We start from the raw sequence: 16,558 nt of genomic DNA on the forward strand, positions 1-16,558 counted from the left end.
ACCGGAAAGACCCCATACCCGGATACGAAATATGCCCCGGAAGCAAAGACGAATACACCTCTTCGCTTCCGAGGCACTCACACACTACAGTGAACTCCGCGGCGATAGGACCTATCGAACCCGATCCAAGATCATCGTGCGTTCCTGCGGAGCCACATCAGACACGTCCCACTGTCCCGCAATACTGTCGATCGCAGGATCCATCCGCTCAGGAGTGTCGGTGTGCAAACGATATACGACGTCTCCCGCCGAAACCCGGTCGCCGACGGTTTTCAGGATCTCCACACCGGCACCGGCCTGTACGTCCTCCCCCGGACGGCTACGTCCGGCTCCTAGGCGCCATCCGGCCATACCAACCGCATAGGCGTCCATGCGGCTGACGAAACCGTCGCGTTCGGCCTTGATCTCGTGGCTGTGTCGGGCGGCCGGAAGCACGGCGTCATTGTCACCGCCCTGTGCCGCGACCATCGCGCGCCACGTATCCATGGCTCGGCCGTCACGCAGAGCCTCAGCGGGATCGGCATCGGGAATCCCGGCAGCGGCCAGCATCTCGCGGGCCAACTCCACCGTCAACTCCACCACGTCGGACGGTCCGCCACCGGACAGAACCTCGATCGACTCACGAACTTCGAGGGCATTGCCGACCGCACGCCCCAGAGGCGTGCCCATATCCGTCAAAAGCGCAGTGGTGGCCACGTCGTGATCGCTTCCCAAGCGCACCATGGTTTCGGCCAAAGTCTTCGCCTGGTCGAAATCCTTCATGAACGCGCCCGAACCCACCTTGACGTCGAGTACCAGGGAATCGGTACCTTCGGCGATCTTTTTGCTCATGATGGACGAGGCGATCAGCGGAATCGACTCGACCGTCCCGGTGATGTCGCGCAAGGCGTACAGCTTACGATCGGCGGGAGCGAGGTCCTTGGAGGCGGCGCAGATGACGGCCCCGAGGTCACGCAGTTGAGCGGCCACTTCCTTCTCGGTGTACCCGACCTGGAATCCAGGGATCGATTCCAGCTTGTCCAGTGTGCCGCCGGTGTGGCCGAGCCCCCGACCCGACAGCTGAGGGACGGCTACTCCGTAGCTGGCCACCAAGGGGGCCAAGGGAAGAGTGATCTTATCACCGACCCCGCCCGTGGAGTGCTTATCCGTGGTCGCGCGCCCTACCCCGGAGAGATCCATGCGGATGCCCGAGGCGATCATGGCCGCGGTCCAGTCGGCGATCTCCCGTGGATTGGCTCCATTCAGGAAGATCGCCATGGCCAGAGCGGACATTTGCTCGTCGGCCACAATCCCGGAGGTATAGTTTTCGATGATCCAGTTGATTTGTGCGGTCGACAGTTCGCCGCCGTCCCGCTTGGTTTGAATGACGTCGATAGCGGTAATCACGATGTCCGCCCCTTATCTAATGCCTAAAAAGAATCGTCTCGGCGTGTGGGACCGCTACACGGCCCCACATCGAGCTCAATCCGAGGACAGGTGCTGTGGCCCGAACGCTCCGGGGAGAAGCTCCGACACCGTCTGTGGTTCATCCGGATGCGTGTTGTCCACCAGGCAATCGCCTCCGCCGTGCTCGAAAAGCAGCTGGCGGCACCGTCCACACGGAGTCAGGGGGTCACCGTTCTGATCGACGCACGACAGTGCGACGAGGCGACCGCCCCCACTGGCGACCAATTGTGACACCACACCGCACTCGGCGCACAGCGTGAGTCCGTACGAGGCATTCTCCACATTGCACCCGACAACGATTCGGCCGTCGTCGACCAGCCCGGCCGCCCCGACCGGATAGTTGGAATAGGGGACGTAGGCCCGACGCATGGCACTTCGGGCCTCGTCCCGTAGTTCGTTCCAGTTCACCCGCATTTATTTGTCTCCCGGTGTATAGGGAACCCCGTTGGACGCCGGTGGCACTGCCTTACCGATCACCCCGGCCACCACGACCAAAGTCACCGCGTACGGCAGCATCGCCAGGAATTCGGTGGGAATCGGGTTGTCCTGCATCGAGTTAAGGTATTCCTCGACCGCCTTGGAGAAACCGAAGACGAGAGCACCGGCCAACACGCCCATCGGGTTCCACCGTCCCACGATCATGACCGCCAGGGCGACAAAACCGAGACCGGCCGTCATGTTCTTGTTGAACGCGACGTTGTTGGCGATGGTGAAGAAGGCCCCACCAAAGCCCGAGAGCGCCCCGGCGACGGTGACGTTCCAGAACCGCATGCTGTTGACCTTGATTCCGACACTGTCGGCGGCCGCCGGGTGTTCACCGACCGAGCGGGTCCGCAGACCCCACCTGGTACGGAACAGCAGGAACCACAGTGCCACCACGGCGAACAGTGCGAGGTAGACGAAGATGCTCTGATTGAACAGCATCGGCCCGACGACCGGTATGTCGGTGAGGAAGCCGAGACCCATGTTCTCCAGGGACTCACCGATCCGCGGAACGGTGGTCGCTCGGTTCAACGAGGCGTCGCCGCGCATCAGGCGCTCGTACAGGAAGCCGGTCAATCCCAAGGCCAGAAGGTTCAGAATAACCCCGGTGACCACCTGGTTGACCTGGAATCGCGTAGCGAGCCAGGCAAGCAGAAGCGTGGAGAGCATACCGCTGACCACGGCGGCGATCATTCCCGCATAGGGATTGCCGGTAATGGACGCGACCAGAGCGGCCGAGAAGGCCCCCATGAGGAACTGCCCCTCAATGCCGATGTTGATGACACCAGAACGCTCGCTAACGACACCCGATAGGGCGCCGAAAATGAACGGCAACGCCAAGAACAGGGTGTTGAGCAGGACGAATTCGATGGGGAATTCTACGGCCGGAGTCACCACCCACGACAGTGCTCCTACGACAAGGGCGAGAAGACCTCCGACCACCGCGAGTTTGTACAGCTTCGACGGCAGACCGATGAGGAACAGTATCCCGAAGAGGAATGCCACTCCCGCAGCGGTCAGCACGATGTGCATCGTGTTGACCGTACCGGTCGACAATGTCGTTTGATCCAGCTCAAAGGTCGTCGTCCGGTTCGGATCGATGACGAAGAATCCGGAGAGACCGAACAGCAGGGCCACGACGGTGAACGCGATTCCGGCCTTCGGGTGGCGCCCTTTGCCGTTGTGAACGGCTTCGGGCGTTTCGGTCGGAGTTGGATTGTCTATTACAGTCATGATTCCTACCAACCTCTCGCTTCGAGAGTGGTGAGTCCGCCTGCGGGTGTCCGCAGATGCAGCAGGGTCTTGACGAGGGCGGGTGCCGCGATGAACAGCACGATGATGGCTTGCAGCAGCGTGGACATTTCAGTCGGCACGGCCGGCTGCATGTAGAGGGTGCCGGATTTGAGCGCGCCGAACAGCAGGGCCGCCGCCACGATTCCGCCGGGGTGTGCCCGCCCGAGTAGGGCGACGGTAATGCCGTCGAAGCCGTATTCCACGGCGGTTCCCGGGTCAATACGGTAGGGGTCCAGTCCGAGAACCAGGACGGCACCGCCCAACCCCGCGAGGAGACCGCCAACGCCCATAGTGGTCGTGAACGTGCGTCCCACGTTCATACCGGCCGTTTCCGACGCGTGCGAGTTGGAGCCGACCGCGCGAATGCGGTATCCGAAGGTGGATTTCTCCAGCAGCCACCACATCACCGCCGCGACGACCAGACCGAGCAGGATACCGGCGCTGACACGCAGTTGCGGCCCGAGCCAGCTCAACAGCTGCGGCAGTCGTGCCGACTCGTCGGCGGACTTGGAGACCAGCTGGGACGACGTCAGCGAGTGGATCAGCGGAGTTCCGATCGCCCACACCAGGAAGAAACCCACGATGTTGTTGAGCATGATCGACGAGATCACCTCGTGGGCCCCGGTTTTGGCCTTAAGGTAACCGGGAACCGCGCCAAGGAGACCACCCGCCAACGCTCCGGCGAGAAGTGCCAGAGGGAGGTGCAGAATCAACGGCAGGTTCAGGGCGAATCCGACCACGAGAGCGGACAGCATACCGATGACGAACTGCCCCTGCGCACCGATGTTGAACAGGCCCGCCTTGAATGCCAACCCGACGGCCAGGCCGGTGAAGATCAACGGCGTGGCATAGGTCAGGGTTTCCGACATGGGATACACGACCTGAGAAAGGTCCTGTTCACCTCGCAGGAAGGCTCCCAGGTCGGCGAAGTCGATGACCGAACCTTTGAACAGGTCGGTATAGGCGGAGGCCACCGCGCTCCAGGAGGCGGTCAACGCGTCGCTGGGCTGGGTGAAGAAGTAGCTCCAGGTACCGCGAACGGTCGGATCGGAGACGATGATCAGAATGGCTCCGATAAAGAAGGCCAGCAGCAGCGAGTAAACCGTCACCATGACGCCGTTGGCTTCGGTGAGGTACCGGAAGAAGGTCTGACCGAACGTTGGCCGCTTCGGGGAACCGTCCGTTTCGGATCCGCCGTTCTCTGCGGGCTGGGTGTCAGGGGACTCGACGTTATTGCTCACGGTCACCTCCTTGTGTGTCGTCGTCGGATGCAGTGGATTCGTCGGTGACCGTGCTGTCGGGCCGGGCACCGATCATGAGTTGGCCGATTTCCTGCCGTGGCGTATCGGGGCTGACCTCGCCCACGATCTTGCCGTCGTAGATGACGGCCACCCGGTCGGCGAGCGAAAGAATCTCGTCCAGCTCGGCGGAAATCAGCAGAATGGCGGTGTCGTTGTCGCGCTCTTGCACCAGACGCTGGTGAATGAATTCGATCGCGCCGACGTCCACACCTCGCGTGGGTTGCGCTGCGACCAAAACGCGCCGTGGTCGCGACAGTTCGCGAGCGATGATGACCTTTTGCTGATTACCGCCCGACAGCGACGACACGCGTTCGTCGGAACCTTGCGTACGGATGTCGAACTCTTCGATCGAATTCTCGGCGAGTTCGTGCATCGCTTTGAAGTTGACCACTCCCAAATGCGAGAGTGGGGAATTGCGGTACTGGTTCAGCGCGATGTTCTCCGCAACGGTGAAGTCGGAGACCAGACCGTCCCGTGCGCGGTCTTCGGGAATGTAGCCCAGGCCCGAATCGATTCTCTGCACCGGGCTCCAGCGAGTAACATCGTCGCCGTTCAGATGGATGGAACCGGAATCGGACTTGACCGTTCCCAGAACAGACCGGGCCAATTCGGTCTGACCGTTTCCTTCCACCCCGGCCAGTCCGACGATTTCACCGGCACGCACGTTCAGGTTCAAACCGTCCAGTGCGGCGATGCCACGGTCGTCGATCACGGTCAGATCTTCGAGTTCCAGTGCCACTTCTCCCGGTTCTGCGGGAGTCTTGTCGACTTTGAGCGAGACGGAACGGCCGACCATGGCCGAGGCCAGCTCCGTTTCGGTGTCCTCGGGCGACGCTTCGGCGACCACCTTGCCGCGTCGGATCACGGTGATGGTGTCGGCTACGGCCTTGACCTCTTTGAGTTTGTGGCTGATGAAGATGATCGACATGCCCGACTCGGCGAGGCCTCGCATGATGTCGAGCAGTTCGGTCACCTCCGCCGGAGTGAGGACCGCCGTCGGTTCGTCCAAGATCAACAGTTCGGTATGGCCGGACAGAGCTTTGACGATCTCGACGCGCTGCTGCACTCCGACCGGAAGGTCGGCGACCACCGCGTCGGGGTCGAGCTTGAGTCCATAACGCTCGGAGACCTCCAGGACCGCCTGACGGGCCTGTTTGCGGTCGAGGACCCCCGCGTGGGAGTGCTCGCGCCCCAACTGCACGTTGTCGGCAACGCTGAACGGACCAACCAATTTGAAGTGCTGGTGCACCATTCCGATCCCGGAGTCGATCGCGTCCCCCGGGGTGGAGAACGAAACCGGAGAATCGTCGATCAGGATCTCACCGCTGGTCGGTTCCAGAATCCCGTACAGCATATTCATGAGCGTGGACTTACCCGCGCCGTTCTCCCCCAGAACGGCGTGAATCTGTCCCGGCTCGACGACGAGGTCGATATCGTCGTCTGCGGTAAACGAGCCGAACTTCTTTGTCAGCCCTTTCAATTCAAGTCGCAATGTTTTTCCTTGAAACCGTTGGTCTTGCTTCCCGCTGCTCGGCCCGCATTACTGATCCCGGCACCGCTGTTCGGTGTTGGGAACAATCCACACGTATCAGTGCTTCTCTCGAAGCTCCATTACCTTCCGTTGACCGGATAGTCCGGTCAACGGCCAGTCGACCGCCCGCCTCACGGGGCAATGTGGAGGGCGGCAGTACCGCCCTCCACATCAATCATTTATGCAGATTCAATTAGCCCTCGGCCGGAGCGGCCGGGGATTCCACGGTGATGTCACCGTCGATGATCTGTTGCTTCAGCGCCTCGATCTCTTCCTTCAACTCATCCGACACGTCGTCGTCAAAGTCGTGGAACGGAGCCAGCGACACGCCTTCGTTCTCCAGGGTGCCGACGTAACGTCCGCCCATGTCCCCTTCGTCGTAGGCGTTCTGAATGGCCACTTCAACGGCCGGGGCGATGTTCTTCATCGAGGAGGTAAGCAGGTATTCCTGGTTTTCCTCGGGCAGGCTTTCATATCCGTCGGAGTCGACCCAGACCATGGTGACGCCGTCGGACTCCTGAATGGCGGCGGCGCCGCCCAGTCCAACCGGTCCGGCCACGGGGTGAATCACGTCGGCGCCCTGAGCGATGAAGTTCTCGGTCAGCGACTTACCGGCTCCGGTGTCTTCGAAGTCACCGGTGAAGGAGCCTTCCTGATCCTCAGGGTCCCAGCCCAGGACGTCGACGTCGGCGTCGTTGTCGGCATTGTACTGCTCGACGCCTTCCACGAAGCCGTCCATGAAGATGGTTACCGGCGGAATCTTGACGCCGCCCCAGGTGGCAACGGTTTCCGTCTCGCTGGTACCGGCCGCCGCATAGCCGGCCAGGAACGACGACTGAGCCGCGTTGAATTCCATGGAGAAGACGTTGTCGGCGTCCACATGTGCGTCCACGATGCCGTAACGCTGGTCGGGGTTGGCTTCGGCGACCTCGGTGACCTGGTCGGTCATGAGACCTCCGACACCGATCACGATGTCGCACTCGTCATTGGTGGCACCGCGCAGGTTCGGCTCGAAGTCGGCGGAGGAATCGGACTGGCGGTAGGTGGCGACGATGTCGTCGTTGTTGTCGACGGCTTCTTTAAAGCCGTTCCAACCTGATTCGTTGAACGAACGATCGTCGATACCGCCGGAGTCGGTGACCATACAAGCCTTAAAGCTCGCCTCCGAGTCTCCATAGGTATTGCCTGAGCTCTTGGAGCCGTTTTCATCCGGCGCTTCACCGCAGGCAGATAGTAGGGCGATACTCGCGGCTGCGCTGCCTGCGAGTATGGTTTTCAAGCTGGTTTTCGTAGCTCCCATGCCTTTAATAATCATCCTATGATCGGCTTAATGACACCTGTTGTAGCCAAATCGTTATTGAATCAACCTGTGAGCTTGACCAAAACACGGTGGTATAGGCGCCAGGTGCATAAGGCGGCACCGAGTGTCAGTGTAACGGGTGCCTTATTCCACAATATTGCAATGATCAATGCGATTTGCCTTGGGTCTCAGTCTGCGACGGCGACACGTGCCGACCCGAACCAAGCCGCTGCCGCCGCGGTTACGGCCAGGGCCGATCCTGCCCAGAGCACTGCGGTGACGGCGATTTCGTCGACCAGTAGGCCGCCCACGAACGAGGCGACGGCGATCGAGAGGTTGAAGAAGAAGGTGTTGATCGCGGTCGACAGCTCGGCCGCGTCGGGAGCGGCTCGCAGATACCAGCTTTGCACGCTGGGGGCGAGAAGTCCAAAGGCCAGACCCCACATCAGCATGAGAAGCGCGGCACTCACCAGACTCAGCGGGACCACCGCCATTCCGGCCGTCGCCGCCCCCATGAGAGCGGCGATGCCGATCAGCGTACCGGTCAGATGCTTTTCCAGCAGTACTGCGGCCAAGGCGTTACCCGTCAGACCGGCGATGCCGAATACCACCAATAGGAGGCTGATCTCGGCAGCGCTGATTCCGCCGCTCTGTAGAACGGGTCGGACGTAGGTGTAGGCGGTGAAATGGCCGGCCACGAACAGGACCGTCAGCATCGCGCCCACCTGCACGCCACGATTCGAGCGGAGGAGGTCGGTCAGCTGGCCGACCCGCACGCTTCCCTGGGACGGAAGCGCCGGCACGAAGATCAACAGGAATACGAACGTCAGGGCCGCCAATCCGGCCACGACCAGAAACGAGGCCCGCCAGCTGACGGCGTCGCCCACGATGGTCACCAGGGGAACTCCGGCCACCGTCGCGGCTCCTCCACCGCCGTAAACCAGGGCCACGGCTTTGCTTACCTTGCCGTGCGGCGCGATACGCAGGGCGATTCCCCCCGCGATCGACCAGAATCCGCCGGTCGCGATACCGACGAGGACACGAGCGGCCAGAACGGTGGTGAACGATTCGGAGATCGCCGAGACGACATTGGCGATGACCACCAGCAAGCTCAGCACCATGAGTACCTTGCGCCGGTCGGCTTTGGCGGTGGCGACGGTGAGGATGGGGGCGGACACGGCTGCCATGAGTCCGGGGGTGGCGACCATCAGTCCGGCCGTGCCTTCGGCGACGGACAACCCGTCGGCGATCGGGGTCAGTAGTCCTACGGGCAGGATCTCGGAGGTCACCAAGGTGAAAACGCCCATGGCTACGGAGATGACGGCCAGCCAGGAATCCTGCTTTTGGCCCGTCGATACGGCGGGGGTCGTCGTGGTGGCGGTGGTTGTCACGGGAGTGCCTTTCCAGATGGGTGTCGGTACGTGTGCGGCCCGCGTCTGTGGAGAGAGCGGGCCTTGAAGGTCCGTCGATTCGCTTCACATCACGTGCCGTACCGGTCCACCACTCGGTCAGGCGGTCTGACGTGTGAGAGTGCAGGGCGGGCCACGGTGTTTCCGTCGTTGTCCCGACCGACCTCGCCGGTTCGCACCGAACGAGGCCCTGGTGGTGCCTTCACCACGTCAACTGCCCATGTCATCGCTCGAGAACGATTCATGGGATGAATTTGTCGTTGCTTCACATTGTGCGCCGACGGGCAGGTGGGACGCAAGAATTCCCTCCAGATCGTTAGGTATCTCGCATCCCACCGGGGTCGACGCGCCGGCGAAGGACTACTGCTCCGGACGGGCGGGGCTGTCGATCGTCAGCGACCCCGTGATGATCTGGGACTGAATCTTGTCGAGTTCGATGGTCAGATCGTCCGGGACTTGAGTGTCGAAGGTGTGGAACTCCGACATCGCCACGCCTTCATTGGACAGGTCTCCCAGATAGGAACCGTCGGTTCCGCCTCCGGCGTAGGAACGGTCGATCGCCTTCGTCACGGCCGCGGAGATGTTCTTGACCGACGAGGTCAGAATGCGGTCGCAGGCGTCTTCCAAGGCGATACATCCGTCGCGGTCCACCCAGACGACTTTGACGTCGCCGGTCTCTTTGGCGACTTCGATCGTCCCCATGCCGGCGGTACCGGCGACCGAGTGAACGACGTCGGCCCCTTCCTCGACGAAGTTCTCCGTTACCTCTCGCCCGGACTCGACATCTTCGAAGCTGTCGATGAAGGTCCCTTCCTGGGCGTCGGGATCCCACCCGAGAACGTCCACGGACTCGTTTTTGACCTCGTTGTAGTACTCGACTCCTTGGACGTATCCGTCCATGAAGATCGTCACCGGCCCGATCGGCATACCGCCCCATGTGGCCACCGTTCCCGTCTCGCTCGTGGCAGCGGCGGCGTATCCGGTGAGGAAGGACGATTCGGAGGGGTCGAATTCGATCGAGTAGACATTGTCGAGGTCGATATTGCCGTCCACGATGGCAAAATCCTGCTCGGGATGCTCGGCGGCGAATTCGGCCAGGTCTTCGACGATCAGGCCACCGATGCCGAAGATGATGTCGCAGTCGTTGGCGATCGACTGCTCCAGATTCGGCAAGAAATCGTCATGCGTCTCCGATACCAGGTAGTCGACGTGGATGCTCGAGTTTCCGTACGATGATTGAAGGAACCCGTCCCACGCCGCCTCATTGAACGAACGGTCGTCGACATCACCCGAGTCGGTGACCATGCAGGCTTGATATTCATTCTCGGCTTGATCGCCTCCGGCGCCATCGCCGTTGCCGCCACAAGCGCTGAGGGTCAGCATTCCCACAGACGCTACGGTGACGGCCTTCACTAGTGGTTGGTTCCTTGACTCCATGAGATCAATAATCATCCCATGATGGGCGGTTTGGCACTATGTGTTGTGGAATCGTTATCCCCTTTGCCTGTGACCTTAATCCGAGCGTATGACCGCTGCCACGCGCACGGATCCGTCCATTTGCGAATGTCAGCGCATCAAAACGACCACACGATTCGTTTTCGACACAAGAGACGCGAACAGACCCGTCTCACCGCTGAAAAATTCATGGGATGAATATGTCATGCTGTAGACATGTCAACACCACATATTTCCGCCGCCAAAGGCGATATTGCCGACACCGTCCTTCTCCCAGGTGATCCACTGCGCGCCAAATGGATTGCCGAGACATTCCTGGAGGACGCCCGGTGCTACACGGAAGTACGCAATATGTTCGGCTACACCGGCACCTACAAGGGCCAACGGGTATCGGTACAGGGCACGGGAATGGGCCAGCCCTCCGCTGCCATCTACACCCACGAACTGCTGGATTACTACGAGGTTAAGAACGTCATTCGCGTCGGCTCCGCCGGAGCCGTCCACAACTCGATTGAACTACGTGACGTCGTCGCGGGCATCGGAGCCACCACCAATTCCAGCATGAACCGCATCCGGTTCGAAAACGTAGTGGACTTCGCCCCGGTCGCCGACTACAGCCTCCTCAAAGCCGCCGACCAGGCAGCGGAGGCCCGCGGCATCAACCTCCGCGTCGGCCAACTGTACAGCTCCGACACCTTCTACACCGACGCACCGGAAGTGGAAAAACGCCTGTCGGATTACGGCATTCTCGCCATTGAAATGGAAGCCGCCGCCATTTACACCTTGGCGGCGAAGTTCCAGGCTCGCGCGCTCGCCATCTGCACCATTTCCGATCACATTCTGCAGGGAACGGCGTTGTCGGCTCAGGAGCGTCAGGAGTCGTTCTCCGAGATGATGGAAATCGCTCTGGACTCCGCAGTGTCGTAAGCGGCTCCCTCATTCCACGACGTCGGCTCGGCCACCCGTACCTTCCGAGGTGGCCGAGCCGATCGTGTTTTAGACGTCGCCAACACACCCCGACACCGCCGACGAGTATTGCGATACAGCTTCGTTTATTCTGGACCCGCCGCAGTGCACGGGAATCCGGTGCGAATCCGGAACGGTCCTCGCCACTGTAAACAAGTAAACATCGGTTCACGCGACCGGTCGTACCGACCTCGGAGTCGGTTCGCCAACCATAGGTGCCCGCCGACGGCGGCGTACGGACACGGGTCGCAGCCACTGGACTCAACCGTCTGGGAAGGTGACCGATGGAAGTTCGTCTTCACTTGTAAGTCAGGAGACCGGCTGCGGCAGAGGAAGTCCACCACGAGGTATGGGAGTATCGCATGTCCACTCTGTCTCAACCGCGTTCCGATTCCCTGTCACGCAAAGGTATCGCTACGCTGTCCGCCGCCGCGATCATCGGTCTCTCCGCATGCGGAACCGACCCGGAAGCGTCGTCATCCCCCGACACGACCACCATCGACAACTGCGGAGTCGAAGTGTCCGCAACCGACGTTCCCGAACGAGTCGTCACCATGAACCAGGCCGCCACGGAAATCATGCTGGCGCTCGGTCTGGAAGACCATCTCATCGGAACGGCCTATCTCGACGACGCCATCCATCCCGACTTGGCCGACGCCTACGCCGACGTCCCCGTCCTCGCCGAGCAATACCCGTCCAAAGAGGTTCTCTACGACGTCGAACCCGATTTCGTCTACGGTTCCTACGAATCCGCGTTCAACGACGACGCCGCCGGTAGCCGCGACGACCTGACCAGCCTAGGCATCGCCTCCTACCTGTCCCCAAGTTCCTGCATGGACCGGCCCATGGAAATCTCCGACGTGCACGGCGAAATCACCGATATCGCGGCACTGTTCGACATCACCGAGCAAGGAGAAAAACTGGTGTCGGACCAGCAGACGACGATCGATCAATCCGCCGCCTCTCTCACCGACGCCGACCTGACCGTTCTCTGGTGGGACAACAAACTCGATTCCCCCAGCGTCGGCGCTTGCTGCGGCACACCGGCCATGCTCATGAACTCCCTGGGGCTGGACAACGGCTTCTCCGACGTCGAAGGGAGCTGGGCGGAAGTGAACTGGGAGAACATCATTGAAATCGACCCCGACGTCATCGTCGCCGTCGATGCCGAATGGTCGCCTGCCACCGAAAAAATCGACAAACTACACAACGATCCGGCTCTCAACGAATTGTCGGCGGTACAGGACGACACCATCGTCACCATACCCTTCTCCGCCACCACCGCCGGCTTCCGAAACGCGGAAGCCATCGCCGACCTCAGCGAGCAGATAGCGGCGGTCCTGTAGTGGCGAGCGCCCCGTGCTCCGCCGGGCATCGGGAACTCAAACAATCGCGTCGCATAACCGTCGCCTGCCTCGCACTGCTGGTCGGCCTCATTCTGTCCATACTTCACAGTGTTGCGATCGGTCCGGCGGGACTGTCGGTGAGCTCGGTCTGGCACATCCTCATCGAGTGGACCGGGATCAGCGCCGGCGACGTTTCCGCCCTGCACGGCCGCATCGTCTGGGAACTGCGCCTGCCCCGCGTCCTCACCGCCGGAGTGGTCGGCGCGGGGCTGGCACTGACCGGAGCGGTCATGCAGAGCCTGACCCGCAATCCCATGGCCGACCCGTATCTCTTCGGCGTCTCCTCGGGTGCGTCGCTCGGGGCCGTCGCCGTCATCGTGGTCGGGGTGGGAAGCGGTCTGTACGCACTCACGGCGGGAGCATTCCTCGGAGCCATTACCGTATTCAGCCTGGTCATTCTCTTCTCCCTGCAACGCGGCGCTCTCGCCCCGGGACGGATGATCCTGGCAGGGATCGCGCTGAGCCAGTTCTGCGGCGCCATCACGACCTTCATCATCATCTGGGAGGGTAATCCTCAAGCGACGCAATCGATCATCCACTGGCTGTCCGGATCACTGTCACGAGCGCGGTGGGAGTCGTTGGGCCTGGCATTTACAGTGTTTGCCCTGGTAGGAATTATCACGATGGGGCACGCCAAGGCGCTCGACGCGTTCGCGTTCGGGGAGGAAACCGCCGTCGCTCTCGGGGTATCGGTACACCGTACCCGCTGGTTGTTGCTGGTCGCCGGAGCTCTGTTGACGGCCACTCTCGTGTCCATCAGCGGCGCCATCGGTTTCGTCGGATTGATTCTGCCGCATGCGGTGCGACTGTTCAGCGGGCCAAGTTACCGGCGGCTACTACCGATAGCGACCATGGTGGGGGCGATTTTCATGATATGGGTGGACACGGTGGCCCGCACGGTATTCGAACCACGCGAGATCCCGGTCGGCGTCATTACCGCCGTCATCGGTGTACCGATGTTCATTCTACTGATGGCCCGCAGCAAACGATTGGTTTCAATGTAGGAGCGCGGTGGGAGACCCCGCGCTCTACCGCATCGTTGCTACGTGGTGGACCCCTTCTTAAAGCTGTCGGTGATCCCCAGGAGCCGTTTGGTCAAGAGCGCGACTTCAATCCGCGTTTTCTCCCCCACCGGACCGTTCACGCCGACATGACTGGCGCCGTATGGATTACCCAGTTCGGCCTCGAACATCATGGGGTCGGTGTAGCCGAGCGGCACGATGATCGCTCCCCAATGATAGAAGGTGTTCATCATCGACGTAATGGTCGTCTCCTGACCCCCGTGACTGGTCTGCGAGGAGGTGAACGCGGAGACGGTCTTATTGATGAGTTTCCCCGCGCCCCACAACGGTCCGGTCTGATCGATGAACTGCTTCAGCTGGGCGGTGGGGAGCCCGTATCTCGTGGGTGTCCCGAACATGAGGGCATCGGCCCATTCCAGGTCGTCCAGGGTAGCGACCGGTATATCCAAGGTGGCGTCAAAATGCGCCTTCCAGTCGGCGTTGGATTCGATGGCGCTCGCGGGTGCCAGTTCTTCGGCGCGGCGGAGTCGGACCTCGGCACCCCAGTCGTTGGCCTCGCGTTCGGCGGTTTTGGCCATGGCGTGTACGTTGCCTGTTTGCGAGTAATAGATGATGGCCAGATTAACCATGTCGCACTCCTTAGTGACCGTGTGAGCTGTTTGAAGACGTCAGCCGCCCGTCATTATATCCCTCGGTGATCGCAACTTTACTTTTAGCGATAAAACGGTCTTGCGATTTTGTTTACGCGATCGTTTTTATTGTGGTTGCCAGGGTCGCGCACCGAATAGGACAATCGAGGCATGACTGAGCTTGTAGTGCTGGGCGGAGTCGGCGTGGACACGATCGTGCGGGTTCCACGGCTCGATGTTCCCGGAGGAGATTCGCTGTCCGTGCCGCCGATTCGTGATTTCGTCGCTCATACCGGAAACGGTGTGGCTCTGGCCAGTCATGAACTGCGTCGCTCGACGCTGTTGATTGATTTTCTCGGTGCCGACCCGCAAGGTGAGACGGTGCTCGATCACTATCGCAAGGCCGGGCTGGAGTTCGCGTATCAACCGGCGCCGAACGGCACTCCTCGTAGTGTGAATCTGGTCGATAAGGACGGTAAGCGGTTTTCCTTCTACGACGGTCGGCACCCGTACGATCTACGTCTGGATCCAGAGCTGTACCGACCGCACATGCGGGACGCCGGCCAGGTGCACGTGTCGATCAATAACGTCTGTCGCGAGGTGTTCGACCATATCGATTACGACACCACCAGCGTCTCCACCGACCTCCATTCGTGGAACGGGGTCGACGACCACCATAAGGAGTTCGCGCTGCGCAGTGACGTAGTCTTTCTGTCCAGCGAGAAGCTGGGGCACCGCACTCCGGAGACGATGCGATGGATTGCCGACCACGGTCGCGCACACACTGTCATCGCGACCGCTGGAGGCAAAGGGGGGTGGGCCCTACGGGGCGATACGCTCACCGCGTTCACTGCCATCGATGCGAGCATCATCAATGACTTCGGGCCCGCGTGGAACGATTGGGAAGTGGTGGACACCAACGGCGCCGGCGATGCCTTTGTGGCGGGCTTCCTTTGGGCCACCGGCAAAGGAGCCAAACCGTCCAGCGCGCTACACGCCGGCGCCATTGCGGGTGCCTGGACGGTTCAAGCCGCCGGCACCCACACGGACTTCATCGATGAGGACGTCCTCGTCCACGCACTCAATCGTCTTGCGTAGAACGCTCGGTCATCGCACGGGCTCGCGAAATCACATCGTCGAACGGATTGGCCGCGTTGTCCGCTTCCACGGGGCGCGGCAACTGCTCGGCGTGTTGTATCAGCATGAACAGTGTCCCGACGATCGCTGCGATCAGCGGAATACCCACCGAGATTTCTGAGCTGGGGCGTAGCCCCGTCTCAAACCGCACCACGATCAACAGTGCCGACCATGCCAGGAGGGGCCACGCGGCCCCGATGACCAGGAGGTCTCGGCGACGGCGCAACTGCGGCCAGGTCAGCCAAACGAAGAAGTCGCTCAGCAGTCCCAAACCGGCCGCGAGGACGACAAAGCTCGGTGTGGCGTAATCGGTGAAGGATCCGGCCGCCAACGCGGGGGCAATCGACGCGAGGGTGAAGTAGCCGAAGAGAGGACGGTGGTGGCGCGTCACAATCATCATCGTCGCCAGGGCCACGATGGTCGCAAACAGCACTAGGGCCACTCCGGTGACCAAATAGGCGGGCTGGTTGGCGGCCACCAGTTGCAAAAACGTCGTGGGATACCCGGAATAAGGGATTCCGTAGGGGAGGAACAGCACGATAATCGTCAATACCGAGCCCAGTGAGAGGGCTCCCGGTACGTCTCGCAGTATCCAATGCGGGGCTTCGATCAGGTTGCCGCGTTGACGTTGTTGCCATGCCGACAGCCACGGAGCGCTCAGTAGGAGCGCCGTTCCCACGGCGAGACCCAAGTGGGTCGGGCTGAGGACGGAGTTGGCCAGCGTTTCTTCACCGGCTACCAAACGCCAGATGACATTCGCTACGCCTGCCAGACCAATCAGCGGTACCGCGAACGCTGTTACGCCATATCCCAATGGCAGTGCCGACAGGCCGGTACGGTGCCGCATTTCTCCGGCGTCGTTCGGATTCTCTTTGGCGTGGTACTGACGCCAGGCAAGGAAGACGTACCAGGTCACCACCAAGATCATGGCGGAGTAGATGACCCAGTGCCACGGTGCCGTAGCGCTGTACTCTCCGGTTCGCGCTTGGTAGATATTGTCGGAGATGAGTCCGAAGGTCAATAGCAATCCAAGGGCGGCGGAGATCAAGTCGTGACTCCAGCTGTTGAAAACCCGCTGGTGCCGCGAATCGGAAATAAGCTGCATTTTATATTCCAGTAGTCGATCCAAGGGCGATTGAGTGGCCATAACCCCATCATGACCTATCAATACAACGAGTTT

The 16,558-nt window shown here is 61.1% G+C and carries 14 protein-coding genes and 1 riboswitch; of the genes, 4 read left to right on the forward strand and 10 right to left on the reverse strand.

The genetic code is table 11. The features are described 5' to 3' along the window. Positions 1 to 111: 111 nt before the first annotated feature. The 8 genes from HALAL_RS0100315 to HALAL_RS0100350 all read right to left on the reverse strand — a co-directional run bounded on the left by HALAL_RS0100315 (position 112) and on the right by HALAL_RS0100350 (position 10,200). Complete coding sequence (locus tag HALAL_RS0100315; protein ID WP_029767113.1) at positions 112 to 1,386, reverse strand: thymidine phosphorylase; 1,275 nt, start codon at positions 1,384 to 1,386, stop codon at positions 112 to 114. A 75-nt stretch (positions 1,387 to 1,461) separates the two neighbouring features. Then, positions 1,462 to 1,860, reverse strand: a complete 399-nt coding sequence (locus HALAL_RS0100320) for a cytidine deaminase (protein WP_025272078.1) — start codon at positions 1,858 to 1,860, stop codon at positions 1,462 to 1,464. Further along, complete coding sequence (locus HALAL_RS0100325) at positions 1,861 to 3,162, reverse strand: ABC transporter permease (RefSeq protein WP_025272079.1); 1,302 nt, start codon at positions 3,160 to 3,162, stop codon at positions 1,861 to 1,863. A gap of 5 nt (positions 3,163 to 3,167) precedes the next feature. Beyond that, a complete protein-coding gene (locus tag HALAL_RS0100330; RefSeq protein WP_025272080.1) occupies positions 3,168 to 4,463 on the reverse strand; it encodes an ABC transporter permease in 1,296 nt (431 codons plus the stop codon). Then, positions 4,453 to 6,015 (reverse strand): ABC transporter ATP-binding protein, encoded by a 1,563-nt coding sequence (locus tag HALAL_RS0100335; RefSeq protein ID WP_025272081.1) that lies wholly within the window; start codon positions 6,013 to 6,015, stop codon positions 4,453 to 4,455. Before HALAL_RS0100335 ends, HALAL_RS0100330 begins: the two co-directional genes overlap by 11 nt. 232 nt (positions 6,016 to 6,247) lie before the next feature. Next, positions 6,248 to 7,354: a BMP family lipoprotein gene (locus HALAL_RS0100340; RefSeq protein ID WP_029767115.1), complete on the reverse strand. Its 1,107-nt coding sequence runs from the start codon at positions 7,352 to 7,354 to the stop codon at positions 6,248 to 6,250. A gap of 188 nt (positions 7,355 to 7,542) precedes the next feature. After that, positions 7,543 to 8,745 (reverse strand): MFS transporter, encoded by a 1,203-nt coding sequence (locus tag HALAL_RS0100345; RefSeq protein WP_025272083.1) that lies wholly within the window; start codon positions 8,743 to 8,745, stop codon positions 7,543 to 7,545. 378 nt (positions 8,746 to 9,123) lie between these two features. Then, positions 9,124 to 10,200: a BMP family lipoprotein gene (locus HALAL_RS0100350; RefSeq protein WP_029767117.1), complete on the reverse strand. Its 1,077-nt coding sequence runs from the start codon at positions 10,198 to 10,200 to the stop codon at positions 9,124 to 9,126. A 234-nt stretch (positions 10,201 to 10,434) separates the two neighbouring features. Between HALAL_RS0100350 and deoD the strand changes: the two genes are divergently transcribed. From deoD to HALAL_RS0100365, 3 genes are all read left to right on the forward strand, one after another. Continuing rightward, positions 10,435 to 11,145 (forward strand): purine-nucleoside phosphorylase, encoded by a 711-nt coding sequence (gene deoD, locus HALAL_RS0100355; protein ID WP_025272085.1) that lies wholly within the window; start codon positions 10,435 to 10,437, stop codon positions 11,143 to 11,145. Positions 11,146 to 11,270: 125 nt separating this feature from the next. Continuing rightward, positions 11,271 to 11,524: riboswitch (cobalamin riboswitch) on the forward strand. Positions 11,525 to 11,546: 22 nt separating this feature from the next. Next, a complete protein-coding gene (locus HALAL_RS18865; RefSeq protein WP_025272086.1) occupies positions 11,547 to 12,530 on the forward strand; it encodes an ABC transporter substrate-binding protein in 984 nt (327 codons plus the stop codon). Next, the gene (locus HALAL_RS0100365; RefSeq protein ID WP_211240403.1) at positions 12,530 to 13,594 is read left to right on the forward strand and encodes a FecCD family ABC transporter permease; all 1,065 of its coding nucleotides are present in this window, start codon (positions 12,530 to 12,532) and stop codon (positions 13,592 to 13,594) included. The genes HALAL_RS18865 and HALAL_RS0100365 overlap by 1 nt, the downstream gene beginning before the upstream one ends. A 38-nt stretch (positions 13,595 to 13,632) precedes the next feature. Here HALAL_RS0100365 and wrbA read toward each other — a convergent pair whose 3' ends face one another. After that, positions 13,633 to 14,241, reverse strand: a complete 609-nt coding sequence (gene wrbA, locus HALAL_RS0100370) for an NAD(P)H:quinone oxidoreductase (protein ID WP_025272088.1) — start codon at positions 14,239 to 14,241, stop codon at positions 13,633 to 13,635. Positions 14,242 to 14,412: 171 nt separating this feature from the next. On the opposite strand from wrbA, the gene HALAL_RS0100375 reads away from it, so the two are divergent. Beyond that, the gene (locus HALAL_RS0100375) at positions 14,413 to 15,339 is read left to right on the forward strand and encodes a carbohydrate kinase family protein (RefSeq protein ID WP_025272089.1); all 927 of its coding nucleotides are present in this window, start codon (positions 14,413 to 14,415) and stop codon (positions 15,337 to 15,339) included. Here the strand turns inward: HALAL_RS0100375 and HALAL_RS0100380 are convergent. Then, positions 15,323 to 16,525, reverse strand: coding sequence for a hypothetical protein (locus HALAL_RS0100380; protein ID WP_025272090.1), 1,203 nt, complete (start codon positions 16,523 to 16,525; stop codon positions 15,323 to 15,325). The two genes, HALAL_RS0100375 and HALAL_RS0100380, sit on opposite strands and share 17 nt — an antisense overlap. Positions 16,526 to 16,558: the final 33 nt, after the last annotated feature.

It is taken from the genome of Haloglycomyces albus DSM 45210 (genome assembly GCF_000527155.1).
GTDB classification, from domain to species: Bacteria; Actinomycetota; Actinomycetes; order Mycobacteriales; family Micromonosporaceae; genus Haloglycomyces; species Haloglycomyces albus.